24 protein-coding genes are annotated in these 25,189 nt (G+C 64.7%); 13 read left to right on the top strand and 11 right to left on the bottom strand.

What is annotated here, in order from left to right; translation table 11 throughout:
* Positions 1-143: 143 nt before the first annotated feature.
* From AB7290_RS37945 to AB7290_RS37970, 6 genes are all read right to left on the bottom strand, one after another.
* Positions 144-350, bottom strand: coding sequence for a hypothetical protein (locus tag AB7290_RS37945; protein ID WP_014491844.1), 207 nt, complete (start codon positions 348-350; stop codon positions 144-146).
* 73 nt (positions 351-423) lie between these two features.
* Positions 424-837 (bottom strand): Rieske (2Fe-2S) protein, encoded by a 414-nt coding sequence (locus AB7290_RS37950; protein ID WP_014491843.1) that lies wholly within the window; start codon positions 835-837, stop codon positions 424-426.
* Between the two features lie 21 nt (positions 838-858).
* A complete protein-coding gene (locus tag AB7290_RS37955; RefSeq protein WP_167768044.1) occupies positions 859-1,971 on the bottom strand; it encodes an amidohydrolase family protein in 1,113 nt (370 codons plus the stop codon).
* A 71-nt stretch (positions 1,972-2,042) separates the two neighbouring features.
* Complete coding sequence (locus tag AB7290_RS37960; RefSeq protein WP_085403420.1) at positions 2,043-3,104, bottom strand: amidohydrolase family protein; 1,062 nt, start codon at positions 3,102-3,104, stop codon at positions 2,043-2,045.
* A 261-nt stretch (positions 3,105-3,365) separates the two neighbouring features.
* The gene (locus AB7290_RS37965) at positions 3,366-3,641 is read right to left on the bottom strand and encodes a YiaA/YiaB family inner membrane protein (RefSeq protein ID WP_014491840.1); all 276 of its coding nucleotides are present in this window, start codon (positions 3,639-3,641) and stop codon (positions 3,366-3,368) included.
* A gap of 40 nt (positions 3,642-3,681) precedes the next feature.
* Positions 3,682-4,377, bottom strand: a complete 696-nt coding sequence (locus tag AB7290_RS37970) for a PspA/IM30 family protein (protein ID WP_085403421.1) — start codon at positions 4,375-4,377, stop codon at positions 3,682-3,684.
* A 103-nt stretch (positions 4,378-4,480) separates the two neighbouring features.
* On the opposite strand from AB7290_RS37970, the gene AB7290_RS37975 reads away from it, so the two are divergent.
* Both AB7290_RS37975 and hydA read left to right on the top strand, forming a co-directional pair.
* Positions 4,481-5,089: a TetR/AcrR family transcriptional regulator gene (locus tag AB7290_RS37975; RefSeq protein ID WP_085403422.1), complete on the top strand. Its 609-nt coding sequence runs from the start codon at positions 4,481-4,483 to the stop codon at positions 5,087-5,089.
* Positions 5,090-5,203: 114 nt separating this feature from the next.
* The gene (hydA, locus tag AB7290_RS37980; RefSeq protein ID WP_085403423.1) at positions 5,204-6,658 is read left to right on the top strand and encodes a dihydropyrimidinase; all 1,455 of its coding nucleotides are present in this window, start codon (positions 5,204-5,206) and stop codon (positions 6,656-6,658) included.
* 3 nt (positions 6,659-6,661) lie between these two features.
* Here the strand turns inward: hydA and AB7290_RS37985 are convergent, their stop codons facing one another.
* Positions 6,662-7,339 (bottom strand): peroxiredoxin-like family protein, encoded by a 678-nt coding sequence (locus AB7290_RS37985; RefSeq protein WP_085403442.1) that lies wholly within the window; start codon positions 7,337-7,339, stop codon positions 6,662-6,664.
* Between the two features lie 97 nt (positions 7,340-7,436).
* Here AB7290_RS37985 and AB7290_RS37990 point away from each other — a divergent pair, with 97 nt between their 5' ends.
* Both AB7290_RS37990 and AB7290_RS37995 read left to right on the top strand, forming a co-directional pair.
* Positions 7,437-8,327: a LysR family transcriptional regulator gene (locus AB7290_RS37990; protein ID WP_071909447.1), complete on the top strand. Its 891-nt coding sequence runs from the start codon at positions 7,437-7,439 to the stop codon at positions 8,325-8,327.
* Between the two features lie 108 nt (positions 8,328-8,435).
* Positions 8,436-10,058 (top strand): ABC transporter substrate-binding protein, encoded by a 1,623-nt coding sequence (locus AB7290_RS37995; protein ID WP_085403443.1) that lies wholly within the window; start codon positions 8,436-8,438, stop codon positions 10,056-10,058.
* On the opposite strand, the gene AB7290_RS38000 is transcribed toward AB7290_RS37995, so the two are convergent.
* Entirely contained in the window at positions 10,034-11,398 is a 1,365-nt protein-coding gene (locus AB7290_RS38000) for a glycoside hydrolase family 3 N-terminal domain-containing protein (RefSeq protein ID WP_085403424.1), read from the bottom strand. The two genes, AB7290_RS37995 and AB7290_RS38000, sit on opposite strands and share 25 nt — an antisense overlap.
* 189 nt (positions 11,399-11,587) lie before the next feature.
* Here AB7290_RS38000 and AB7290_RS38005 point away from each other — a divergent pair, with 189 nt between their 5' ends.
* From AB7290_RS38005 to AB7290_RS38015, 3 genes are read left to right on the top strand one after another with little or no spacing between them, the layout of a single operon-like run.
* On the top strand, positions 11,588-13,084 hold the full coding sequence (locus AB7290_RS38005; protein WP_085403425.1) for a DUF4153 domain-containing protein: 1,497 nt from the start codon (positions 11,588-11,590) through the stop codon (positions 13,082-13,084).
* Positions 13,085-13,100: 16 nt separating this feature from the next.
* A complete protein-coding gene (locus tag AB7290_RS38010) occupies positions 13,101-13,805 on the top strand; it encodes a response regulator (RefSeq protein ID WP_085403426.1) in 705 nt (234 codons plus the stop codon).
* Positions 13,802-15,388: an ATP-binding protein gene (locus AB7290_RS38015; protein ID WP_085403427.1), complete on the top strand. Its 1,587-nt coding sequence runs from the start codon at positions 13,802-13,804 to the stop codon at positions 15,386-15,388. Before AB7290_RS38010 ends, AB7290_RS38015 begins: the two co-directional genes overlap by 4 nt.
* Here the strand turns inward: AB7290_RS38015 and AB7290_RS38020 are convergent.
* On the bottom strand, positions 15,385-15,525 hold the full coding sequence (locus AB7290_RS38020) for a hypothetical protein (RefSeq protein WP_007597071.1): 141 nt from the start codon (positions 15,523-15,525) through the stop codon (positions 15,385-15,387). The two genes, AB7290_RS38015 and AB7290_RS38020, sit on opposite strands and share 4 nt — an antisense overlap.
* A 79-nt stretch (positions 15,526-15,604) precedes the next feature.
* Between AB7290_RS38020 and AB7290_RS38025 the strand changes: the two genes are divergently transcribed.
* From AB7290_RS38025 to AB7290_RS38045, 5 genes are all read left to right on the top strand, one after another.
* Entirely contained in the window at positions 15,605-16,174 is a 570-nt protein-coding gene (locus AB7290_RS38025; protein ID WP_085403428.1) for an alpha-ketoglutarate-dependent dioxygenase AlkB, read from the top strand.
* Between the two features lie 328 nt (positions 16,175-16,502).
* The gene (locus tag AB7290_RS38030; RefSeq protein ID WP_135214797.1) at positions 16,503-18,125 is read left to right on the top strand and encodes a flavin monoamine oxidase family protein; all 1,623 of its coding nucleotides are present in this window, start codon (positions 16,503-16,505) and stop codon (positions 18,123-18,125) included.
* A gap of 20 nt (positions 18,126-18,145) precedes the next feature.
* Positions 18,146-18,661: a hypothetical protein gene (locus tag AB7290_RS38035; protein WP_094184312.1), complete on the top strand. Its 516-nt coding sequence runs from the start codon at positions 18,146-18,148 to the stop codon at positions 18,659-18,661.
* A 143-nt stretch (positions 18,662-18,804) separates the two neighbouring features.
* A complete protein-coding gene (locus AB7290_RS38040) occupies positions 18,805-19,737 on the top strand; it encodes an alpha/beta hydrolase (RefSeq protein WP_085403430.1) in 933 nt (310 codons plus the stop codon).
* A 381-nt stretch (positions 19,738-20,118) separates the two neighbouring features.
* On the top strand, positions 20,119-21,342 hold the full coding sequence (locus AB7290_RS38045) for an ABC transporter substrate-binding protein (protein WP_135214796.1): 1,224 nt from the start codon (positions 20,119-20,121) through the stop codon (positions 21,340-21,342).
* Positions 21,343-21,695: 353 nt separating this feature from the next.
* Here AB7290_RS38045 and AB7290_RS38050 read toward each other — a convergent pair whose 3' ends face one another.
* Entirely contained in the window at positions 21,696-23,258 is a 1,563-nt protein-coding gene (locus AB7290_RS38050; RefSeq protein WP_085398767.1) for an adenylate/guanylate cyclase domain-containing protein, read from the bottom strand.
* 195 nt (positions 23,259-23,453) lie between these two features.
* Here AB7290_RS38050 and AB7290_RS38055 point away from each other — a divergent pair, with 195 nt between their 5' ends.
* A complete protein-coding gene (locus tag AB7290_RS38055) occupies positions 23,454-24,542 on the top strand; it encodes an enolase C-terminal domain-like protein (protein WP_085398771.1) in 1,089 nt (362 codons plus the stop codon).
* A 12-nt stretch (positions 24,543-24,554) separates the two neighbouring features.
* Here AB7290_RS38055 and AB7290_RS38060 read toward each other — a convergent pair whose 3' ends face one another.
* Positions 24,555-24,977, bottom strand: coding sequence for a RidA family protein (locus AB7290_RS38060; RefSeq protein ID WP_063985690.1), 423 nt, complete (start codon positions 24,975-24,977; stop codon positions 24,555-24,557).
* Positions 24,978-25,189: the final 212 nt, after the last annotated feature.

Genomic DNA, 25,189 nt, shown 5'->3' on the forward strand with positions numbered 1-25,189 from the left:
GTGAGGAGCGCGGAACGCGCGTCTCGAACCATGAAGGCCCCGCTGCGACAGCTCGGCCTCTATCCTTCGAGACGCCCGCTTTCAGCGGGCTCCTCAGGATGAGGAGCTAGAGCCTCGCGGCGCAGCAATACCGCGCAAGCGCCCTACAGCGTTTCCTGCTGATGCCCGCAATTCTTGCACGCGAATTTGACCCGGCTCTGGCCCTTTTCCGCCTGCACCCGGTTCGGGGCGCCGCACTTGCCGCAGACGGCCTCGATGCGGGTCGAGCCCTGCTTGACGACGATGGTCTTCTTTTCCATCGATTCGCGGATCAGGCGCTCGGCCTCCTCACGCAGGGATTGTTTCGACAAAGCTCATCTCCGCCTCTGGAAAGCGCGAGAGCCATAACGCACCTGCGTTGGAATCTCAATCGGCAATGCCGGCTCAGACCTCGACAATCACATAGCTGTCTTCGACATGCACCGGAAACGTCTCGGCGACATATGGGCCCTTCTGCAACTCTTCGCCACGTTCCACCGCGACCGGATAGGACCGGATCTTGACCCGTTTCGGATCGAACCAGGACTGGCCGTTGCGCATGTCGAATTCCCAGCCGTGCCAGGGACAGCGCAGCATCTCGCCGACGCGCGAGCGCTCATAGATTCCGGGCTCGGGCGAGGTCAGCCGCGCCACGCAAGCGGCCTTCTCCAGCGGCGCGCCCTCGTGCGGGCAGCGGTTCAACAGTGCGAAGAACTCGCCATTGACGTGGAACACGACGATGTCGCGGCCCGCGATATCGACGACCTTGTTGCCGCCGGGCGGGATCTCCGAGGTGCGCGCGACGATGTGACGGGCCATATCCGTTCAGAACCTCTTTGCTCAGAACTTGTAGACCGCGCGGGCATTGGTGCTGAAGATCTTCTTCCGCTCGGCTTCAGAGAGCGGCGTCTTGAAGGCGAAGCGCGGATCGTCGAAATCCCAGTGCGGATAGTCCGACGAGAACAACAGCCTGTCGATGCCGACCCATTCGATCAGCGAACGCAGATGCCGCGCCTCGTCGGGCTCGTCGATCGGCTGCGTCGTGAACCAGAAATGCTCGCGCACATATTCCGACGGCTTGCGCCTGAGATGCGGCACCTCACTGCGGAAGCGCTCGAAATGCTGGTCCATCCGCCACACCGCCGAGGGGATCCAGCCGAAGCCGCCCTCGATGAAGACGATCTTCAGCTTCGGAAACCGCTCCGGCACGCCTTCGATGACGAGGCTCGCAAGCTGCGCCGCGATGGTGTGTGCGTTGGACTGGTGCTCCTCGACATAATAGGACGGCCAGCCGCCGCCGGTCGGCGCATGCCCGCCATAGCCGCCGACATGGATGCCGAGTGGCAGGTCCAGCGCCTCGGCGCGCTCGTAGATCGGCCAGTAGCGACGGCGGCCGAGCGGCTCGTTGGCGCGCGGCGAGACGTTGATCTGGATGTATTCGCCGATTTTGGCGCAGCGCTCGATCTCGGCGATGGCGAGATCCACGCCGTCCTGCCCGACCAGGATCGACGCCTTCAGGCGCGGATCGCGATGCGACCAGAACGCCAGTTGCCAATCGTTGATGGCGCGCTGGATCGCGGCGCCGAATTCCAGGTTCTGCTGCGAGAAGATGAAGAGATCGAGCACCTGCAAAATGCCGAACTCGACATCGAGCGGATCGAGATGCTGCTTCTGCATGAAGGCGAGATCAGAGCCGGGCGGCCCGCCGGTCGGCGGCCACGCATCACGCCGTGCGATCAAGGGCGATGACCGCGGATAGGGCGTGGTGAAGAGATAAGGCGTGCGCAGATGGCTGCCATACTCCTTCAGATGCTGCTGCCAGCGTTTCGGCAGGAACTCGTTGAGATCATCGGTCGAGCGCAAGCTCGGATGCACGTCGCAATCGACGATGCGCAACCGCGAGGCGGCGGGCTTTTCTTCGTCGAGCAGCGGGCGGTCGATGACGTCACTCATGCGATCCTCCAAACTTTTTGTTTGCGCATGATCTTATCGGAAAACCGGTACCCACTTTTCCGGATCATGCGTCAATTCAGCGACAACCGCGGAAACGTCTCCAGCGGATTGTCGACGCACATCTTCGCGATGATGCTCTTCGGCAGGTTCGGCGGAATCGGATCGTCGCCGTCGAACTGCCAGTGTGGATAGTCGGACGCGAACAGGAACATCTTTTCCGAGCCGATCTGGTCGATGATCTCCTCGACGCTTTTGGCGTCGCCCGGCGCATCGAAGGGCTGCATGGTGACGCGGAAATTGTCGCGGATGATTGCAGCCGGCTCGCGTTCGACCCAGGGAACCTCGACGCGGACGCCGCGCCAGGTCTTGTTGGCGCGCCACATGAAGGCCGGCAGCCAGCTCACGCCGGATTCCATCAGCACGACCTTCAGGTTGGGAAACTTGCCGAAAACGCCTTCATAAATGAGGCTCAGGATCTGCGCCTGAAACGCCTGCGCCTCGACGAAGTAATATTCGTAGCGGTGCGACGGCCAGCCGGCCGAGCTCGGCGCCTGACGATATTGCGTACCGGCATGGATCGCCAGCGGTAGCTGGTACTTCTCGGCGAGCCGGTACACCGGCCAGAAATGCGGCCGACCCAACAGCGTCTCGCCCTGCGCCAATACCAGGATGGAGACGAAACGATTGTCGCCGGCGCGGCGCTCGATCTCCTCGATCGCGAGATCCGGATCCTGCATCGGCACCACGATGGAGGCCCGAAGGCGCGGATCGCGCGACAGCCATTCGGCGGCGATCCAGTCGTTGATAGCCTTGCAGAAGTCTGCCGCCATGTAGGCGTCGAACACGGCCTGCGCGCCATAGAGCACGTTGAGGATCGCGTGGCTGGCGCCCAATTGATCAAAGGCGCCCTTCTGCACCATGGCGAGGTCGGAGCCGGGCTTGACGCCATTGGCCGGCCGCCAGTCGGCACGGCCGGTCAGCGGCATGCTCGGCGGATAGGAGGTGAGATCAAGCCCGTCGATGGCGCGGCTCACGACCTGCTCTTTCCAGTGATCGCTGAGATAAGGAAGCAGCGTCGTGCGCGTGCCACCAACCGCCGGGTGGATGTCGCAGTCGATCCGCGTCACCGCCATGGAGCTTCCTCGTGCAATCTTATTGGCGGCGTTCTTGTGCGCCGCTTGCGCAGAGTGCCCCTGCCCGTGCCGGCGCGCAAGGTCGCCCGCCCGCGCGATCCGTCATGGCTCGGTTGCATTTCGCAGGCGCGATATGAAGATCCGCGATTCGTCGCACGCGGCGACCGCTCGATGGTGGATGGTCTCACGGCGCGAGCGGTGGATGCTACGGCATCCGCCGCTCCATACTGCAGCTATTTCGCGCTTTTATGCGCTCTCGCCTCAAGCCGCCTTGGACACTTCCATCAGCAGTCGCTCGGCCTTGGCATCCTCGATCCGGTTCACCAGCCGGCTGCTCTCGTGATTGTCGCGCACCGTCTTGGTCAAGGTGATGCAGGTCTGGATCAGCATCACGATGCCCATGGTGAGATATCCCTTCATCCAGAGATCGATCGGCAGGAAGAAGATGCCGATGGCGACGAGGAACGCGGAGGCTGCGAAGGACGCGTAAGTGAAGGTCACCCAGGCGCTGCTGTGGGGCTGGCCGTTCTGGTTCATGATGGTCTCCTGTTGGTTCGAATGATGATTGGGTTTGGGATCAGGCGGTCGGCATGCGCTTGGACTTCAACCGCGCCAGCACGTCGTCCGCGGTCGTCTTGAGCCGGGGGCCAAAGCCCTGCTCGGCGAGCCGTTCGGCGGTGGCGAGCGGACCGCTGGCCGCATCGAGCTCGACCAGCGCGTCGTCAGCGGCCTGGGCTTCCATCTGCCGGTCGCGCAGGCGCCTCAAGGTGCTCTCCGCCTCCGGCAGCGTGGATTCGTAAGGGCGTGCCGCCTCAATGCCGCTGCGACGAAGCGAGCGCACCGCTTCCGAGGCACGGGCGACACGACGGCCGCGATCGAGCTCGGTGATGCGGGCCTGCGCGCTTGCGACGTGGCGCTTCAGCCTGATGATCTCGGTCGCGAACAATGCGCGTGCGGTCATCGCCGCATCGCGATCGGCCTCCAAGCCTGCGATGGCTTCGGCAGCATCCTTGGCGAGGTCCTCGCGGCCACCGTCGAGCGCCGCAACCGCGCGGGTCTCGAGGTCGGCGATGCGGGCCACGGTCGCCTCGAGCTTGCGGCCTTCCTGCTGGTCCTGGGCGATTGCCAGCGCCAGGGTCCGCTTGCTGCGCTCGACGGCGGCGGCCGCGTCGCGCATCTGCTGGTCGAGGATCAGAAGGGTCGTACGGTCTTCCAGTTCCTCGCCTGCGGCGGCCACGCTGCCGCGGAAAAGTGTCACTACGGTCTTGAACATTTGCTGCTCCCTGTTATGAGCGTTGCTCACAGATGGTTTGTAGCAGAAACCTTGAACATCGTTCAATAAATATTTGAGCGTCGCTCAAGAATTTGATTAATAAATGACTAAAGCCTTGGAACGTCGAGAGAAATTGCGGGCCGACCTGATCCAGGCGGCCGAGCGGATGATCGCTGAGCGCGGGTTGGCGGGTCTCAAAACCCGCGATCTCGCCCGCGAGATCGGCTGCGCCAATGGCGCGGTCTACAATCTCGTCGCCGACGTGGACGAGTTGGTCCTGCGCGTCGGCTCGCGCACGTTACTCCGGCTCGACAAGGTGCTCAGCGCGGCGGTGAGCGCGGGCAATCCGTCGCCGCAGGAGACGCTGGTCCGCATCGCGATCGCCTATTGCGATTTCGCCGCAGAAAATCTCGAGCTCTGGCGCGCAATGTTCGAGCATCGCATGGCGCCCGGCAAGGAAGTCCCCGACTGGTCCGTCGACGACCAGTTGCAGCTGTTCCGCCACATCTACGCGCCGCTGGCAGCGTTGTTTCCGGACAGAGGGACCGAAGAGCTCGGCATCACCGCACGCAGCCTGTTCTCGGCCGTGCATGGCATGGTGGCGCTGGGGCTCGAGCAGAGGCTGGTCGCCGTGCCGCTGCCGGCGCTGCGGAAGGAAATCGCGGGCCTGGTGCGGGCGATGATCGACGGCTTGATCGCGCGGGCGGCGTAGAAGCCGAGAGAGCGCAGCGAAACCGGCGGCGACGCCTGACTAAAATTTCGCCTGTCGCATCGCTGGCAGCACGCTTAGCTTTCGCCGCATCTCGTCCTCTCTCCGGAGTCTCCCATGCCCCTCCTCATCCGCGGCGGCACCGTCGTCAATCATGATCATTCGCGCCGTGCGGACGTGCTGATCGACGGCGAGACCATCGTCGCGATGGGAACATCGCTCGATGCACCGACGGGCGCGGAGATCGTCGATGCCGGCGGCGCCTATGTCATCCCGGGCGGGATCGATCCGCACACCCATCTCGAAATGCCGTTCATGGGCACGGTGACCGCCGACGATTTCGAATCCGGGACGAAGGCGGCGCTGACCGGCGGCACCACCATGGTGGTGGATTTCTGCCTGCCCGATCCCGGCCAGTCGATGCTCGCGGCCTATCAGGAGTGGCGGCACAAATCCGAGAAGGCGGCGATCGACTACGGCTTCCACATGGCGGTGACGTCGTGGTCGAAGCAGATCTATGACGAGATGGAGACCGTGGTCAAAACCTACGGCATCAACACCTTCAAGCATTTCATGGCCTACAAGGGCGCGCTAATGGTGAACGATGACGAGCTCTACAACTCGTTCGCGCGCTGCGCCCATCTCGGCGCCATGCCGGTGGTGCATGCGGAAAACGGCGACGTCGTCGCCTTGATGCAGGAAGCGCTGATCGCGCGCGGCGTCACCGGCCCCGAGGGCCACGCCTACTCGCGGCCGCCGGAGGTCGAGGGCGAGGCCACCAACCGCGCCATCATGATCGCCGACATGACGGGCACGCCGGTCTATATCGTGCACACGAGCTGCCGCGAAGCGCATGAGGCGATTGCCCGCGCACGGGCTGCTGGGAAACGCGTCTACGGCGAGCCGTTGATCCAGCATCTGCTGCTGGATGCCGGCGAGTACCAGAACAGGGACTGGGATCATTCCGCGCAGCGCGTGATGTCGCCGCCGTTCCGCGACAGATCGCATCAGGACAGTCTTTGGGCCGGCCTGCAATCAGGCTCGCTCCAGGTGGTCGCCACCGACCATTGCGCCTTCACCACCGAGCAGAAGCGGTTCGGGCTCGGCGATTTCAGGAAGATCCCGAACGGCACCGGCGGCCTCGAAGATCGGCTCGCATTGTTGTGGACCGCGGGCGTCGCGACGGGGCGGCTCACGAAGGAAGAATTCGTCGCGGTGACCTCGGCGAACATCGCGCGCATCCTCAATATCTACCCGCGCAAGGGCGCCGTCGCCGTCGGTTCGGACGCCGATGTCGTGGTGTGGGACCCCAGGGCGAGCAAGACCATCAGCGCGAAGCGGCAGATGAGCCGGATCGACTACAACGTGTTCGAAGGCTTTGCCTGCACCGGCGGACCGGCCGCGACGCTGTCGCGTGGCCGCATCGTCTGGAAGGCTGGCGATCTGCGCGCCGAGGCCGGCGACGGGCACTATGTCGAGCGTCCGGCGTTCTCGCCGGTGCATGTCGCCAACTCGACGTGGAAGCAACTGACCGCCCCGCGTGCGGTCACACGCGGAGCGGTGACGCCGTAACGATCAGGCCGCCTTGCCGGCCCGCAACCGGTCGAGCACCGGCAACAGTTCGGACGGATCGGGGCGTTGCGTATAGTCCGGGTTCACCTCCGCATAGGCGATGATGCCGTCGCGGCCGATGACGTAGCGCGCGGGCATCGGCAGCACCCAGGCCGGATTGTCGTTGAACGTCGGCAGGTCGTTCTTGAAGGACTTGTAGAGCGAGACGAGATCGGCCGGCAGCGCGAAGCGGATGCCGAAGGCGTCGGCGAGGCCGCTCGCGACGTCGCTCAGGATCGGGAACGACAGCTTGTTCTCGCGCTCCGACTTGCGGCTGTTCGGCGCTGTCTGCGGCGAGATCGCAACGAGGCTCGCACCACGCGCGGCGATCTCCGGCAGCGTCTCCTGCAGCGCCTGGAGCTCGAGGTTGCAATACGGGCACCAGACGCCGCGATAGAACGACACGACCAGCGGTCCCTTCGCGAGCAGGTCGCGCGACGCGACCTGCTTGCCGTCGGGATCCCTGAGGATGAATTCCGGCGCGGCGTCGCCGGCCTTCTTGGCGCGCTGCGCCTGGCCGCTCGCGATCAGTTCGGCGGTGGCGCGGTGCATGGTGTCGAGCGCCTCCTTGCTGGGCTTGAGCGGGAAGCGGCCGGCTTCGAAGTCGGCTTTGAAGGCATCGAGTTTGTCTTGCAGGGCCATGGGTAGCTCCATCTTTTGCTGTTGGCCCGTCCTATCTGGATCATTTGAAAATGAAGGGGTATACGGTCGATACGGACAACATTTATCTGGATTTCAAATGAGTGATCGACTGCAAGAATTGGCCGTGTTCGTCCGCGCGGCGGAGAGCGGCAGCTTTTCGAAGGCCGCACGCGAGCTCGGCCTGTCGCAGCCCTCGGTGTCCCGCATCATCGGCGAGCTGGAGGCCCGGCTGGGCGTCAAGCTGCTGCTGCGAACCACGCGCCGCATCACCGTCACCGACGCCGGCGCGCTGTTCCTCACCCGCGCACGCGAAGTGCTGGCCGATATCGAGGACGCCGAGGACGCCGCGCGCGGCATCGACTCGCTGCGTGGCACGATCCGCATCACGATGCCCGTCATGTACGGCGCCCGGAACATCATCCCGCGCCTGCCGAAATTCCTGGCTGCGCATCCGCTGCTGCGCGTCGAGCTATCCGTGGTCGACGAACGCCAGGACCTCGTCGCCGAGGGGACCGATGTCGCCATTCGGCTCGGCCTGCTCAACGACTCCGGCTTTGGCGCGCGAAGTCTCGGGATATTGCCGCGCCTCGTGGTGGCATCGCCGTCTTATCTTGCCATCTGTGGCACACCGAAAACGCCGGCGGACCTCGCGTCCCACGATTGCATTTTCGGACCAGGCCAGTCCGGCCGCACCAGTTGGTCGTTCACGCGGAACGGAACGGAGACATCGGTCGATGTCCGCGGCCGCATCACCACCGATTCCGGCCCCGGCGTATTCGCCTGTGTGCAGGCGGGGCTCGGCATCGCGATCACATCGCCAATCATGGCCGGACCCGAGATCGCCGCCGGCACGCTGGTCCCCCTGTTGAAGAGCTACAAGCTTTCGCCCATCGACGTCTACGCCGTCTTCCCGGGTGGCCGCCGCCCCTCGACCAAGGTGCGCGCTCTGGTGGACTATCTCGCGACCGACATGAAGCAGACGCCATGAGCGACGCGCCGGACCGTTCCGCGGGCACAGCGGGCTGCGACACCATGCGTCGCATTTACTGGCATGGCGCTTGCCTCCTTTGGTCGCAATTGGCTCAAGGAGGCATCGATGAATGCATCGTCTTTCGACATCAGCCGCCGCAATGTGTTGCTGGGAGGCCTTGGCGCAGCTGGATTGACCGCCATCGCACCTCGCTTCGCCACTGCCCAAGGGCGTAGCGAGACACTGCTGGTGGTGCAGGAGCTCGGGCCGAACTCGCTCGACATGCAGGGCGTCGGCTCCAACCAGACCGTGAACGGCCTGTCCTGGAACTGCTACGACCGCCTGCTGACCTACGCCTCCAAGACGTTGCCCGACGGGACCGCGTCCTATGATCGCGAGAAGCTCGCGCCTGAACTCGCCGAGAGCTGGGAGGTCGCAGCCGACGACATGTCCTGCACCTTCAAGCTTCGCAAGGACGCGAAATTCCACGACGGCACGCCTGTTACCGCCAAGGACGTCAAATGGTCGTTCGACCGCGCCGTGAAGGTCGGCGGCTTTCCGACCTTCCAGATGTCGGCGGGTTCGCTGGAGAAGCCCGAGCAGTTCGTGGTGGTCGACGATCACACCTTCCGTATCGATTATATCCGCAAGGACAAGATGCTGCTGTTCAACGTCGCCGTCGTCGTGCCCTTTATCATCAATTCCGAACTCGCCAAGAAGAACGCGACGGCGGAAGATCCCTGGGCGCTGGCTTGGCTGAGGACCAACGAGGCCGGTGGCGGCGCCTACAGGATCGAAAGCTGGAAGCCAGGAAGCGAGACCGTGCTGGCGCGCTTCGACGACTGGAAGAGCGGACCGCTGCCGAAGATCAGGCGCGTGATCGCGCGCGACGTCCCCTCGGCCGGCACGCGCCGCGCGATGCTGGAGCGGGGCGATGCGGATATTTCCAGCGGCTTTGCGCCGCGCGATTTCGAGCAGATCATTCGGGAGGGCAAGGTCAAGGTATCGGGGGTGCCGATCCCGAATGCGCTCTGGTACATCGCACTCAACACGGCGAAGCCGCCGTTCGACAATGTGAAGCTACGGCAGGCCATCGCCTGGGCGATGCCTTATGAGCAGATCCAGAGCAGCGCGTTCTTCGGCCGCGCCGTTCCTATGTATGGCGGAGCCGCCGAAGTCTCAAAGCCGGTCTGGCCGCAGCCGTTTCCCTATGTCACCGATCTCGACAAGGCCAAGGCGTTGATGAAGGAAGCAGGCTTTGAGTCTGGCCTGGAGACGACCTTGTCGCTCGACACGGGCACTGCGACCGTCGGCGAGCCGACCGCCATTCTGATCCAGGAGAACCTCGCCAAGATCGGCATCAAGGCGTCCATCGAAAAAATCCCCGGCGCGAACTGGCGCACGACGCTGAACAAGAAGGAGCTGCCGCTCGCGCTCAACCGCTTCAGCGGTTGGCTCGATTATCCCGAGTACTATTTCTACTGGAATTTCCACGGCAACAATTCGATCTTCAACATCTCGTCATACCAGAACAAGGCGATGGACGCGCTGATCGACAAGGCGCGCTTCACGGCGGATGCGGCGGAATACGACCGGTGCGTGAAGGATTTCATCGCGCTCTGCATGCGCGACGTTCCCGTCGTTCCGCTCAACCAGCCGATCCACGACGTCGCCATGCAGAAGGCCATCACCGGCTACGAGTTCTGGTTTCACCGCGAACCCGACTACCGCCAGTTCGCGAAGGGCTGATGCCGCTCGACAACGCGGACGACGTCCGAGGCGGCCCGCGCCTGCTCGGTCGGAAAGCCCAGCGCCAACCGTGCCGCGCTGGTGCGCAGCATCGCGGCGTCGAGCTTGCCCTGCCGCGCCCCATCCAGCGCACAGGCGAAGACCCGGTAGAATTGCGCGCCGTCATAGGCAACCAGCAGCAAATCGACGCCGGCGTTGATCGCCTCGACCACGGCTTTGCAGACGTCGTGCTGGTAGATCGCACCCATCACGAGGTCGTCGGTCATCACCATGCCCTGGTAACCCCACTTGTCGCGGATGATGCCATCAATAACGCGTTTCGAATGCGAGGCGGCGCGATCGGGATCGACGGTCGTGAGCGTCACGTGCCCAACCATGAGCGCGCTGCGCGAATGCGACAACACCTCGCGGAACGGCAGCCAGTCGGTGGCTTCGAGCTCTTTTACCGGCGTATCGAGCTTGGCGCTGAAATGATGCGTGTCCGTGCGGACGCGGCCGATGCCGGGAAAATGCTTCAGCGTAGCACCGACGCCTGACTCTTCCAGCCCGCGCACATAGGCGCTCGCGATCGTGCTGACGACGGCAGGGTCGGTCGCGATCGCGCGCTGACCGATCAGCGTGTGAAAATCGAGACGATTGCGCCGAACCGGCGGCTTGAGGTCGAGCACCGGCGCGAGGTTGAGGTTGACGCCGAGCCCGGCGAGCTCGCGGCCGTGGATACGGCCGAACTCTTGGGCCCTGGCCTGCTGTTCGTCGGGGGCGAGCCCGCTGAGCGTCGCCAGCGCCGGCACCTTCGTCAGCGGCGGCGCGAGATGTCCGACGATGCCGCCCTCTTGGTCTGCCGCAACGACCAGCGGCGGCAGGCCGGCGGCGCGCCGCTTGTCCTGGAGCGCCGCGATCTCGGCGCGCAACGTCTCGACGGTCCGGCCGTGGATGTTGCGCCGGGTCACGTAGACGCCGCCGATCAAGCCCTGCTCGGCAAGGCGCGCAACCTCGGGAAAGGAGGAATAGCCCACCATGAAGTGAGGTCCGAGCTGACGCGCCTCGGTGGCGCTCGCGGCGAGCACGTCGTGCTTGCGCAGCTCGAACTTCAGATGCGCCGCCGACATCAGGACCGGCGGCAGGCACCAGAGCACGACGAGCAGCTTGCCCGCGATGGTACGCCAACGCCCTTTGCGTAGCAGCAGGATGACGATCGCGAGGCTTGCGACGACAAGCGCGAGGTTTCCCGCGCCGCGCAGCGGGACCAGATAGGGATCGTTCTTGTTGGCGGCCGCGAATGCGACGAGAGGCGCGGCCAGCCAGAGCAGGACGAGACCGATACGACCGAGGAATTGCATGATGCGTCACACGCTATGAGTGGCGAATGCTTCGCACCTATCAAAGCGAATCACGCTGTGCGAGAGGCAAACGCGCGCCTGCACGAAAACTGCAAAAGACTCCTGAAACCGTGCAGACGATGGTCCCGCCTTCTGCACAAGCGCCGTTCAGACTTCGTGATGCCACCCATCACGAAAGGTCATTTGGACATGACGAGCCTGGCTTCGACGATAGCAGCGGAAATCCAGCCGATCAGGCATTCCTCGATCCCGGCCAAGGTCGGCCTCGCGCTGGTGCTGGCCACGCTCGCCGACTGGCTGTTCTACGGCCAGCGGATCGGGCTGTCGCTGACGCTCTTTGCGATCGCGATGGCCTGCGTGTCGGTGCTCTTCAATCATGCGGCCCTGGATCTGCGGCGCGCCATGATCGGCACGGCCATTCTCGTCGCCGGCCTCGTTCCGGCCATCGAGGAGCTCAACATGCTGTCCTTCCTGATCCTCACCATGGCGCTGGCCATTGCGCATTTGATCGCGACCAATCCGGAAACGACCGAGCTCACGGAGCGTGCCCGCGCGCTGCGCAACTTTGTCCTGTTCGGTCCCTTCAGGTTCTTCCTCGAGGCGCTCCAGGTCTTCAACATGTCGGCGTTCACCCGCGGCCTTGCACTCTGGCTGCTCCCGGCAACGCTCAGCACCGTCTTCGTCGCGCTGTTCGCTGCGGCCAATCCGGTGATCGAGCAGTGGGTGTCCCTGCTCAATCCAAAGCTCATCCTCGAATATATCAGCATCCCGCGCCTGCTGTTCTGGGCCATGATGCTGGCGCTGGTTTGGCCGTTCATCCATGTGCGCTGGCGGCGCAGGACGATTGTCACCACCGCCGTTGCCGACGGCCCCGTGCCGCCCCCGCTCCCGCCCTTGGTCTCGGCCGAATTTCTGAACCCCTCCACCATTCTGCGCTCGTTGATCCTGTTCAACCTGCTGTTCGCGGCGCAGTCCATCCTCGACGGCATCTATCTCTGGGGCCATGTGGCGCTGCCCGACAATTTGACCTATGCGGCCTACGCCCATCGCGGCGCCTATCCGCTGATAGCGACGGCTTTGCTCGCCGCTGCCTTCGTGCTGGTCGCGATGCGCCCGGGCGGGGCGGCCGAGAAATCGAAGGTGATCCGGCCGCTGGTCTATCTCTGGGTCGGGCAGAACGTGCTGCTCGTCGCCTCCTCCATCCTCCGCCTCGATCTCTATGTCGACATCTACATGCTGACCTATTGGCGGATCGCGGCCTTCATCTGGATGGGGCTGGTGGCGCTCGGGCTGGTCCTGATCTTGGCGCGCATCGCGCTCAACCGGTCCAACCAATGGCTGGTCGGTGCCAATCTGATCGCGCTGGCGATCGTGCTCTATGGCTGCTCGCTTGTGAACTTCGATGCGTTCATTGCCGACTACAATGTCACCCACAGCCGGGAAGCATCGGGCAAAGGCGTGCAGATCGACATCAACTATCTCCTGACGCTCGGGCCGCAGGCGCTGCCTGCCATCGACAAGGCCATCTTGCTCCGGCCCGGCGCCCCCGAGAGCTGCCTTGTGTCGCGCCGCGACCGCCTTGTAGAACAGCAGCGCCAGGATCTGGCCTGGCGGAGCTGGGGCTTTCGGAGCTGGCGGCTCCAGCGCAGGCTGGACGCGCGGGCGAAGGATCAGCAGGCAGGCTGAGGAAGCGGAGAGGTTCTTGGCGCATCGCATTCTCATCGTCGACGACGAGGGCCACATCCGCGAGGTCATCCGCGTCGCCTTGAAGAAGGCCGGCATGGACGTGATCGAGGCGCGCGACGGCAAGGAGGCACTCGCCCGCTTTGCCGCCGGCAGGCCCGATCTGATCGTGCTCGACATCGGCATGCCTGAGTTCGACGGTCTCGACGTCTGCCGCGAGATCCGCAAGACCTCCGACGTGCCGATCCTGTTCCTGTCGGCACGCGACGAGGAGATCGACCGCATCCTCGGCCTCGAGATTGGCGGCGACGATTACGTGACGAAGCCGTTCAGCCCGCGCGAGTTGGTGGCGCGGGTCAACGTCATCCTGCGCCGCCTCAGCCCGCGCAATGGCGAGGCCAAGGCCGGGCCGGGCGCGCTGTCGCAAGGCGGCCTGCTGATCGATCCCGAACAGCATGTCGCGACCTTCGCCGGCACGCCGCTAAAGCTGACCGCGATCGAGTTCGGCATTTTACGCGCGTTCCTGACCCGGCCGACCTCGGTGTTCAACCGCGAGCAGCTGATGCGGGCGGCCTATCAGCTCAACATCCAGGTCTCCGACCGCACCATCGACAGCCACATCCGCAACATCCGCGCCAAGCTCGCGGCGCTGGCCTGCGACAACGTGATCGAGACCATCCACGGCGTCGGCTTCAAGCTCGGCCGCTGCGAGAAAGAGGCATGAGCGCAGCGCCCGACAAATGGCGGCCGTCGCTCACCCTCGTGATCTTCACGGTGCTGGCGACCGTCGGCGTGCTGCCGCTGGTCGGCCTGTTCTTCTTCCGCCTCTACGACAACCAGCTCATCCGCCAGACCCAGGCCGAGCTGATTGCGCAGAGCCGCGTGCTCGCGACGATCTATGCGCAGGAGGTCACAGCGCGGCTCGACAGCGGCCTGACACTCGGCGCCGAGGTGCCGCCCAACGTGCTGCCCGACCCCGGCGACCAGGTCACCCCGATCCGTCCCGCGCTCGACCTCACCGCTAACGATCTCTTGCGGCGGCGGCCGGATGCGCAAGCAGCGCCCCAGCCGGCGCAGCCAGCCTATGTCGAGATCGGCGCAAGACTGACGCCGATCATCCGCGAGACCCAGAAGGTGACGCTGGCGGGCTTTCGCATCCTCGATCCGCAGGGCGTGGTGATCGCCGGGCGCTACGAGGTCGGGCAATCGCTCGCCCATATCGAGGAGGTCGCGGACGCGCTGCACGGGCAGTACCGCGCCACGCTGCGCAACCGCGTCCCGGATCGGCCGCCGCCGCCAATCTATTCGTTCAGCCGCGGCCTCGGCGTGCACGTGTTCTCGGCAATGCCCGTCATCGTCAACAACCGCGTCGCCGGGGTGATCTACACCACGCGGACGCCGAGCAACATCTTTGACCATCTCTACCAGGAGCGGGCCAAGTTCGTGCTGGCGGGGCTCGCCGTCATCCTCGGCACGATCGCGATCGGCCTCGTATTCTCGCGCACCATCACGCTGCCGATGCGCGAGCTGATCGACCGCGCCGCGCGCATCGGCCGCGGCGATCGCGAGGCGTTTCGGCCGCTCCGGCATTACGGCACCCGCGAATTCGCCCAGCTGTCGCACAGTTTTCTCGGCATGGCCGAGCAGCTGGCGCGGCGCTCGGACTATATCGCGACGTTCTCGGCCCACCTCACCCACGAGCTGAAATCGCCGCTGACCTCGATCAAGGGCGCGGCCGAGCTGTTGCAGGATTCGTTTCAAGGAAAGCCGGAAGGCCTGACGCCGGCCGAGCAGAAGACGTTCATCGCCAACATCCTGTCGGACACGCAGCGGCTGGAGGCGATGGCGCAGCGGCTGCGCGAGCTCGCCCGCGCCGAAAGCCTGCCGCAGAACGAACGCACCGAGCTTGCGCCCGTGATCGCCGACCTCAGGAGCCGGTTTCCGGCAAGCTCAATCGAGGCCAGCGGCCGCCTCGATCGGACGATCGGTATGTCCGGCGAGAAGGCGCTGATCGTGCTGTCGCATCTCGCCGACAACGCGATGCGGCACCGGGCGAGGACCATCAGGCTGGAGGCGGTGGACGAGCGGACGACCCTGCTTGTGACGGTCTGCAATGACGGCGAGCCGATTTCGGCGCCGAACCGCGACAGGATCTTTGATGCGTTCTTCACCACCCGCCGCGACCAGGGCGGCACCGGGATGGGGCTGGCGATCGCGCGCGCGGTGATGGCGAGCCATGGCGGCTCGATCAAGCTGAAGCCGACCGACGAGGGCGCGGCCTTCGAGCTCCAGTTTCCGATAGCCTAGATCGCGAACACCCAGGCGGCGACGATTGTGCCGATGGTGACCAGACCGGCGATGGTCCAGCCGGCGGCATATTCCAGCTCGGGATGACCGGTCGCCCGCATGATCTCTGCCGGATCGGCGGTATGCTTCTCTGCCATGACAGCCTCGCACGTTTTTTTCCGTGTCCTATGTAAGTCGCTTCAGCCGCCAATAGGTTCCATCACGGAAATGCGAGGAATGATGCAACTTGGTCTGTTCGCCGAACCGCAAGCCGGTCCTGGCGGGCTTCGCTATACCGATGACTTCGTCGAGGCCGCCGTCGAGCAGGACTTGATCGGCCGCATCGCAGCATTGCCGCTGCAGCGCTTCCAGTTCGGCGCCTTCGAGGGCAACCGCCGGGTGGCGTCGTTCGGCTATCGTTATGATTATTCGCTGCAACGGCTGGCCGAGGCCGAGCCGATCCCGGACTGGGTCCTGCCCGTGGTGCGGCAGGTCGAGGCCTGGGCGGGCCTCGCTGGCGGCAGCGTCCGGCAGGTGCTCTGCACCGAATATGACACCGGCGTCGGCATCGGCTGGCACCGCGACAAGCCGCATTTCAAGGAGATCCTCGGCCTGTCGCTGGGCTCGCCGTGCAAATTCCGCTTCCGCCGCCGCAGCGGCGACAAATGGAAGCGCCACGCGCTCGAAGCCCTGCCGCGCTCGCTCTACATGATGGACGGCGAGGCGCGGTCGCAATGGGAGCACAGCATCCCGCCGGTCGAGGCACGCCGCTATTCCATCACCTTCCGGACGATGAAGCGGGTGTAACGGCCGGTCCAAAACTAAAACTGCGAAAACAACCCCATGCACAGTAGAACGCGCGGCCGGCATGCGGCCGCGGTCGCGCGCCCCAAATGTTTGACACGTCGGACCAAAACAGCCGCACCGCGCAATCGCCGCGCGGTTCGCGGATTTTCCCTTCAATTGCCGGGCAGGGGCAAGATTTCGGGCGGAAGAGAAGCCGCCACTCGACTCTCCGCAAGATTGTAAGTTAGTCTCGATTCTATCGGCCGGTCCATTTTTAGCCGATGTTGCAGCATTTCAGGGCGCGGCACGGCGCCGTCCCGGCCGAAGACATTTTCAAGGGAAGCTCGCGATGCGTTCGCTGTTTGCGCGGCTGCACCGGCGTTACGGGCCCAGGATTTCGGGGGCGGAGCGCCAGCGGCGGGTCAAGGACAAGCTCGCCCTTCAACCCACCCCACCCACGATCCGCTCACCCACCGCGCTCCGCGCGCTGGCGGTGCGACGCCCGAAAGTCGCGATCATCGGCGGCGGCTTCGCCGGCCTGATGGCGGCCTCCGAGCTCGTCGCGCATTGCGAGGTGACGCTGTTCGAGGCCCGCGACCGCTTCGGCGGCCGGGTTCTCAGCAAGAAGAAGCCGAGCGGGATCGTCGAGGCCGGCGGCGAGCTGATCGGCTACAACCATCCGCTCTGGCTGAAATATGCCAAGCGGTTCGAGCTCGGCCTGTCCGTCATCACCTCGGACACCAATTTCGACGCGCTCGAGCTCGACATGCCGGTGTTTCTCGACGGCCACAAGCTCTCCGACGGCCAGATGAAGCTGGTCTATCACGAGATGGACGATGCTTTCGGCAAGCTCAGTCGGTGGGCCGGCAGGGTCAAGCCTGACAAGCCCTGGCGCGCCAAGGGCGCAAGGAAACTCGACGCCAGGACGATTGCGGAGTGGATCGCCAGCCTCGACTGCTCGAAGCTCACCAAGCACGCCATGGAGGAGCAGTTCTCCAACGACGCCGGCCAGCCGACCACCAAGCAGAGCCTTCTTGCTAATCTGGCCGTCGTCGCGGGCGGACGGATGAAGGACCAGATCGACGCCTTCTTCACCCAGACCGAGACTTTGCGCTGCTCGGAAGGCAATCAGGAGCTCGCCATTCGTCTCGCGCAGGACATCAAGGACAACGGCGCCAGCACCCACCTGTCGACGCCGGTGCGCGCCATCCGCATCGACAGTGAAGGCGTGACCCTGGAATTCAGCCCCTCCGGCAACGGAACGGCACGCGCGCCCTTCGCCGCCGACTATGCCGTGCTCGCGATACCCCCGAGCCTGTGGCCGGACTCACCCAACGCCAAGATCACGATCACGCCCCACCTGCCGCACGACTACTACGTCACGATGGGGACGGCGGTGAAATATCTCAGCCCGCTCAAGAAGCGCTTCTGGATCGGCGAGGGCCTCGCCCCGACCGCCATCTCGAACCAGTTCGGTGTCACCTGGGAAGGGACGGACAACCAGATCGCCCCGCCGGAGCAACCGGTCGAGCTCAGCCTGTTTGCCGGCGCCGACGTCGCGGCGGAAGCTCTCAAGCACTACCGGCCCGGTGACCAGACGCAGGTCGACTTGTTCTACGCGCAGCAGATCGGCAGCGTCTACAAGGGCTATGTCGCGCATCTGGCCGATCAGCCGGAGTTCATGGCTTGGCCGCGCGACGAATGGACCGCCGCCGGCTACTCCTGTCCCGCCCCCGGCGAGGTCTGCCTCGCCGGGCCGTTGCTGGCCAAGGGCTTCGAGGACCGCCTGTTCTTTGCCGGTGAGCACACCTGCTTTGCGTATTTCGGTTACATGGAAGGGGCTCTCCAGTCCGGCCAGACGGCGGCGGCTGCGATCATCAAGGCCATCGACAAGCAGCCTGAAGCGCATGGCTCTGCCCGGACTAGCAATTCTGTCATAGGTTCGGGGCGCCTTGCGGCGGCGAAGCCGTGACCGGAGAGGAAGCGACGCGAATGACATTCACGACAAGGGCCCGATCCAGGATTTGGGCCCGCATCGTCGCCGCGCTCGCTTTTGCCGGCGCGCTCAACGCCACCGGAGCCTCGGGGGCAACGCCTGCGAAAGTCTCGGGCTCGACGGCGCTGGCGCTCGCGGGCGTGATCGCGCCGCTGTCGCCGGACCTGACCGGCGCCGAGAGGAAGGCGGTGGCGATGCTGTTCGCCGCCAATGCCGAGATTCCCTACAAGAAGCCGATCGTGGTGACTGTGGACAGAATCGTCTGCCGCACCGGCAATGTCGACATCACGTTACGCAATTGCGAGCTGACCTTCGGCAAGAAGAGCAGGACCGTGAACGGCTCGACGGCCAATGAAATTTTCGCGACAGAAGCGCTCGCCGGCATTCCGCCCGATGGTGCGGCGGGATCGAACTTCGAGAGCCTGAGCAAGCTGAGCTGCACGATCGACCCCAATGCCATCCGCCGCAAGGACGGGAGCGGAGCCGACTGCACCTTCCAGCCGGGGAATTGAACCGCGCATGGGCAAGAACATGGGCAAGAAACCGGGTGCCGTGAAATCGCCTCAAGACCAACTAACTAATAAGGCGAATTGAAAAGACGGGCCAAACGCGCGAACCCATATCGGGCACGCAGGGCCGGCACCAACATACCAACATGAAGAATTATCTCGCTTTCTTTCTCATCCTGGGCATGACGGCAGCCTCGGCACACGGCCCATTGCCGGCGCGGCTCACGGGGCCGTCCAATCTCGTCCGGGTGGGCCTCACCGACAACGACACGACCGCCGGTGGCACCGCGCGGCTGTGCGAGCAGATCTCCTTCTCGCGCGGGCTGCGCTACGGCGACAGCGAGGCCAATGTGCTCGACGTCGCCACCAGCAGCGAGACCAAGGCGGATACGCCCCGGCCCGTGCTGCTGTTCGTGGGGGGCGACACCTTTACCGGCGATCGCGGCGCGCCGGACCTGTCCCGCGAGGTCCAGGACCAGGCGATGTGCTTTGCCGCGCGCAACGGCATGATCGGCGTGCGCGTCAACTATCGCTTTGCGCCTGCGGCGACCTGGCCGATGGGTGCAACCGACGTCGCGGCGGCGCTATCCTGGGTCCACGGCAATATCGACCTGTTCAATGGCGATGCCCGCGAGATCGTCGCGGTCGGCTACGGCGCCGGCGCCTTCCATGTCGCCACCTTGCTGGCGCATCCCGAGTTCCAGACCGACCGCGCCGATGTCGCCGCCGTCGTGCTGGTGTCCGGGATCTACCGCGCGGGCAAGGACGCGAGCGACAGCGAGAAGGCCTATCTCGGCACTGACCCCACCCAATATGACAAGCGGTCGGTCTTCCCCGGCATCCTCAACGTCGATGCGCCGATCGTGCTGGCCTGGGCCGCGAACGATCCCGCGAGCCTCGTGGCGCAGGGCGAGACCTTGAAGAAGACGCTGTGCGGCGCCGGCCACTGCCCGCGCAGCACGCTGCTGCGCAGCCGCGACGGCATCGCCGCCGCCTTCGGCCTCGACGGCTCCGGCGACAGCCTCGCCGAACCGACGCTGCTGCTGGTGCATCAGCTCGAGGCGCGGGAGCTGCCGTAGCGGCGCGTTGCGGGCGGCGCGACGACTTTCACCTTTTGCTGGGCCACCCCTCTCCCCCGCCCTCCCCCGCAAGGGGGAGGGAGCGCAGCGGAGCACGTGGCCACGCTGTGCCCTCATCGCCGACGCGCTAATGAATGGAGTCACTCGCCAAACGAAAGATGCGTTCCCTCCCCCCCTTGCGGGGGAGGGTTAGGGAGAGGGGTGCCACACGGCACGCTCTGTCGATTGATGGCCCGTCAACACGGCTGTCGTTTCGTTCGCGATGCGTCGCCTTGAAGCGGGCGATCAAGCCACAGCTTTGACAAACGCTTGACGTAGATCAAGCGGACTTGGTGCGGATTGAGCCGACCTCTTGGAGGGGCCAATATCAAGGTATCGAGCATGCGCGTCATCGGCAGGATGCTGTTCGTTTCGATGATCGCTATCGCGTCGCTTGGCGCGATGTCCCAGCAACACGCCGAACAACCCGCGAGCGGCGATGAAATCCGCATCGGCAACGTGATGCCGTATTCGGGACCGCTCTCGGAATTCGGCGCCATCGGCCAGGCGGAGGCCGCCTATTTCGACATGGTCAACGCGCGCGGCGGCATCAACGGCCGCAAGATCCGCTTCATCACGCGCGACGACAATTCCGATCCGGCCACCGCGCTGGAGCTGACGCGCAATCTGGTCGAGAAGGACGACGTACACCTGATGTTCGGCTCGTTCGGCACGCCCGGCAATATCGCCACGCGCTGGTACCTGAACGAGAAGAGAATCCCGCAGCTGTTCGTCGCATCCGGCGACGAGGAGCTGAGCCAGGCCAAGGCGTTTCCCTGGACCATGGGCTGGCAGCCGTCGTTCCGGTCGGAGGGGCGCATCTATGCCAACTACATCCAGGCCTATTACCCCAAGAAGAAGATCGTGGTGCTCTGGCAGAACGACCAGTTCGGACGCATGCTCTACAGGGGCATCCAGGAAGGTCTTGGCGACCTGAACCGCCTTGTCCTCGTCGACATCGCCTTCGACATTGCCGATGAGCATCTCGAAGGGCATGTCTCGATCCTCAAGCGCGCGGGCGCGGACATCTTCGTCTTTCTCGGCGTGCCGTCGACGGCGTCCAAGGTGATCAAGCTGGCGGCGTCACTCAAATGGCGCCCGGTCATCATCGTCAACGACGCCTCCGCCTCGATCGCCAACGCGATGGCGCCCGCGGGCCTGGAGAATTCGTCCGGCGTGATCTCGGCGGCCTTCCTGAAGGATCCGAGCGACCCCGCATGGAAGAACGACCCCGCCATGAAGGACTGGTTCGCCTTCATGGACAAGTACCATCACGTCGAAAGCACCAACAACAGCGCCGCGGTCTACGGCTACGGCGCAGCCGAGGCGCTGACACAGGTGCTGAAGCAATGCGGCGACGACCTGTCGCGCGAGAACATCATGCGTCAGGCGGCTTCGCTGAGGGATCAGCAGCCCTCCGTTGCGTTGCCCAACATCAGGATGAGCACCTCGCCCAACAGCTATCTGCCGATCAAGCAGATGCGGCTTGTCCAGTTCGACGGCCGTTCCTGGCAGCCTTTTGGCGATGTGATCGAGACCGCGTTCACGGAGGGCGCGGCGCGGTGAGTCTCGCGTCGACGCTGGTTGGTGCAGCGCGGCGTTCAGGCACGCACCTTTTGCTGGGCCACCCCTCTCCCCCGCCCTCCCCCGCATCCGCCTTCGCCAAGGCTGCGGCGGACAAGAGGGGGGAGGGAGAGCACCTGTCGCGTTGTGAGAGGTCGGCCCTTACCCTCCCCTGGAGGGGTCCGGGACGAGCGTAGCTCGCCCGTGGGTCGGCTCATGTTGAGCGAAGCGAGACATGAGGCGGGGTGGGGTGACGGTCTCTCCGCATCGAACACTGCCCGTGTTGAGAGATCACCCCACCCCGCTCGCGCTGCGCGCGATCGACCCTCCCCCTCCAGGGGAGGGTAAGAGCACCTTCACGCCGGCTTCAGCGAAGCCAGCGCGTTTTCCAGCAGCGAGCGGACGCGTGCTGCATCGCCTGACTTCACCATGGCGGGGTCGAGATACAGCTCGAGGCCGGGCGCGCGCTCGGTGATGACACCGCTCTTCTCCGCCGCAGCGTCGTTGAGCGCGTCGACCGAATAGGGAATGATTTCGCGGCTGATGCCCTTCATCGTGATCGCGGGCAGCGCGTGCGCGCGGACGATGTCGCTGACCAGCGCGAAGGTCTCGTAGCTCAGCACGATTCCGCCGGGCTCGGCGATCGATTGCAGACGCGCGGCGAGGTTCGCTTCGGCACCGATGATGGTGTAGTCCATGCGGTCGCTGCTGCCGAAATTGCCGACATTGCAATAGCCGGAATTGATACCCATGCGCGAGCGGAACGGCTGCTCGATGCCGGAGGCGCGCCACTTCGCATTGAGTTCGGCAAGACGCTGCTGCATGCGCCAGGCCATCTGGAGGCAGGCCTCAGCGTCCGCACGGTCGCCCCTGGTCTCGGGGTCGCCGAAGAAGATCAGCATGGCATCGCCGATGAATTTGTCGATGGTGCCGCCATATTCATGGGCGATCGCCGACATCTCGGTGAAGTATTCGTTGAGGAGCTGGGTCAACAATTCCGGCTGCAGCCGCTCGGCGGTCGCCGTGAAATTCTGGATATCGGAGAAGAAGATCGTGAGCTTCTTGCGCTCGGTGTGGATGGTGACGTCCTTCTGGCCGCTGAAGATGCTCTTGTAGACTTGCGGCGGGATGTAGCGCGAGATCTTCATCGACAACGAAGCCAGAAAGTCGTTGGCGGATTCGAGCTCCTTGTTCATGCCCTTGATACGGCCGGCCTGGCGGCGCTGGAGCGAGAGGAACGACAGGCCGCAGCCGGCGGCGATCAGGAAATAGGCCAGCAGGAACTTGAACGAGAAGATGTTGGCGGCGATCGGCTGCGCGATGATCACCTCCTGGATGCCTCTGATGTCACCGACCTTCCAGTCCTTCTTCGGGCTCTCGGGGTGGCTGTTGTGGCAGCTGACGCAGGCCGGGCCCATCGTGACGGGCGCGACCAGGCGGACCTTGTCGGAGAACAGCGAGGTCTCGGTCTCGACGATCTTCTGCTCGGGGTCCTTGCGAAGCGCGTCGAGCGCGTCCTTCTCGAACTTGTCGAGCTGGTGCGCGGCGCGGTTCTGGAACGGGAAATCCGAGACGAAGCGGTAGGCGATGTTCTCCTGCTGCGCGCCGATCACCCGTCCGAGCTCCAGCGACAGCGTCGCCGGGATCGGGATCGCACCGGGGACGGATTCGTAATTGTGCACGACCCTGGTGGTGCCGTTTGGGTTAGCCAGGATGCGGCCGACCACGTTGGACGCATAGTAGCTGCGCACGCTCGTGATCACCGAGTTGAGGTCGGCGGCCTGCCGGCGCAGCGCGGTCTTGCTGAGGTCGGTCAGGTCCAGCCACACCGCGACCGGCAAAGCGAGCAGGAGCAAGGCGATCACGGCCCCCGTGAGGATGCCGCTCTTGCGCTGTTCTTCGGAGATCTCTTGTTTCACCCTGTGGCTCCGTCGTGTGCGATCTTGACGCAAATCCCGGGAATTCGCGGCAAGAGCTTGCGGCGGCACAGAGCCCGCAAATGCGAGGCCGCGCAACCCCATTTCATGGTGGGTCGCAGCAAATGGCTTTTCGTTTCATGGCGAATGTTTAAGATCGGCATGAACCTGCATTCACTCCGCCGGGAGATCCTCCATATGACCGAGACCATCCGCATCAGGCGCTTCAATGCGCGCCCCGTGATCGTGCCGATGAATTTGCCGCTCAAGACCTCGACCGGCGCGGTCGCAAAGGCGCCGCTGGTGCTGATTGACTGCGAGACCGACCAGGGCGCGGTGGGGCATGCCTATCTGTTCTCGATCACGCCGTCGGCCTTGAAGCCGCTGACGGCGATGGTCACGGAAATGTCGGAGCTCGTCGCCGGCGACGAGCTGCTGCCGTTCGAGATCGAGCGCAAGCTGACCCAGCGCTTCACCCTGCTCGGCCTCGCCGGCCTGCAGCGGCTGGCGCAATCCGGCATCGACATGGCGGCATGGGATGCGCTGGCGCGCAGCAAAGGCTTGCCGCTGGCGCGCCTGCTCGGCGGCGCGCCGAAGCCGGTCAGGGCCTACAATTCGAAGGGACTCGGCATCATGCCGGCGGGCGCCGCGGTGGACGAAGCCCACAAGCTGCTGGCCGAAGGTTTTCACGCGGCAAAGATCCGCGTCGGCCGGCCCGATGCGCGGGAGGATCTCGCCGTGGTGCGCGCGGTGCGCAAGGCCGTCGGCGATCAGGTCACGCTGATGTGCGACTACAACCAGGCCCTGACGGTGACCGAGGCCATCCGCCGCGGCGAGATGCTCGACGACGAGGGGCTGACCTGGATCGAGGAGCCGATCCGCCACGACGATTACGCTGGTAACGCGCGCATTGCGGATGCGCTCCGCACGCCGGTCCAGATCGGCGAGAATTTTGACAGCGCCTTCTCGATGCAGGCGGCGCTGTCCGCTGAGGCCTGCGACTACGTGATGCCCGACGTGCAGCGCATCGGCGGCGTCACCGGGTGGCTCCGCGCCGCCTCGCTCGCACATGCCGCCGGCATCGAGATGTCGACGCACCTGTTCTCGGAGGTCAGCGCGCACCTGCTCTGCGTGACGCCGACCGCGCACTGGCTGGAATATGTCGACTGGGCCGACGCGGTGCTGGCGACACGGCTGACGATCAAGGACGGCTTTGCCCTGCCGGGCGAGGAGCCCGGCAACGGGATCGCGTGGGACGAGGCAGCGGTGAAGAAGTATCTCGTCTGATAAGACCGCCTCTTACGACCGAACAGCGGCAATCATACTCAGCTCGACGGGAGCGCCCCGCGGCAACTCGGCGACGCCGACAGACGTGCGCGTGTGACGACCGCGATCGCCCAAGCGCTCGATCAGCCGGTCGGAGGCCCCATTCATGACTTGCGACTGCTGGGTAAATCCGGGCGCTGAAGCAATGTATCCAACGAGCTGCAGGACCTGGACGATCCTGTCCTCTCCGCCTGTTGCGTGGTTGATGGCCGAAATGCAGAGATCGGCGCAAAGAGCAGCGGCCTCCTGCGCGGCCGCGATATCGACATTTGCGCCGACCTTGCCCGCATACAGCAGGTCCTCACCGCGACGCGGCAGCTGACCACTGACATACGCAATTCCACCATGGATGATCACCGGCAAATAGTTGCCGCCGGGCTTGTTCACGCTGTTCATCTCGAAAACTGCCTTCTCGTCACGTCCGGCGAAGCGACACGTTTCGCCGAACCCCGCAAATTGTATCTCACCAGGCTCGTCGCCGTCATGGATGACCGGACAATGGCAGGCGGAGGTTCACGGATCAAGGCTGCGAAGCATTTGCATGCCGAAGGCAGTGCGGATCAAGCCCGACAAGGCCTCGCCACCGCGCATTGCGCAGCGCCGGCGGG

Origin of the sequence: Bradyrhizobium sp. 613_E4_N2_2 (assembly GCF_052075995.1) — a bacterium.
Taxonomy (GTDB): Bacteria; Pseudomonadota; Alphaproteobacteria; order Rhizobiales; family Xanthobacteraceae; genus Bradyrhizobium; species Bradyrhizobium barranii.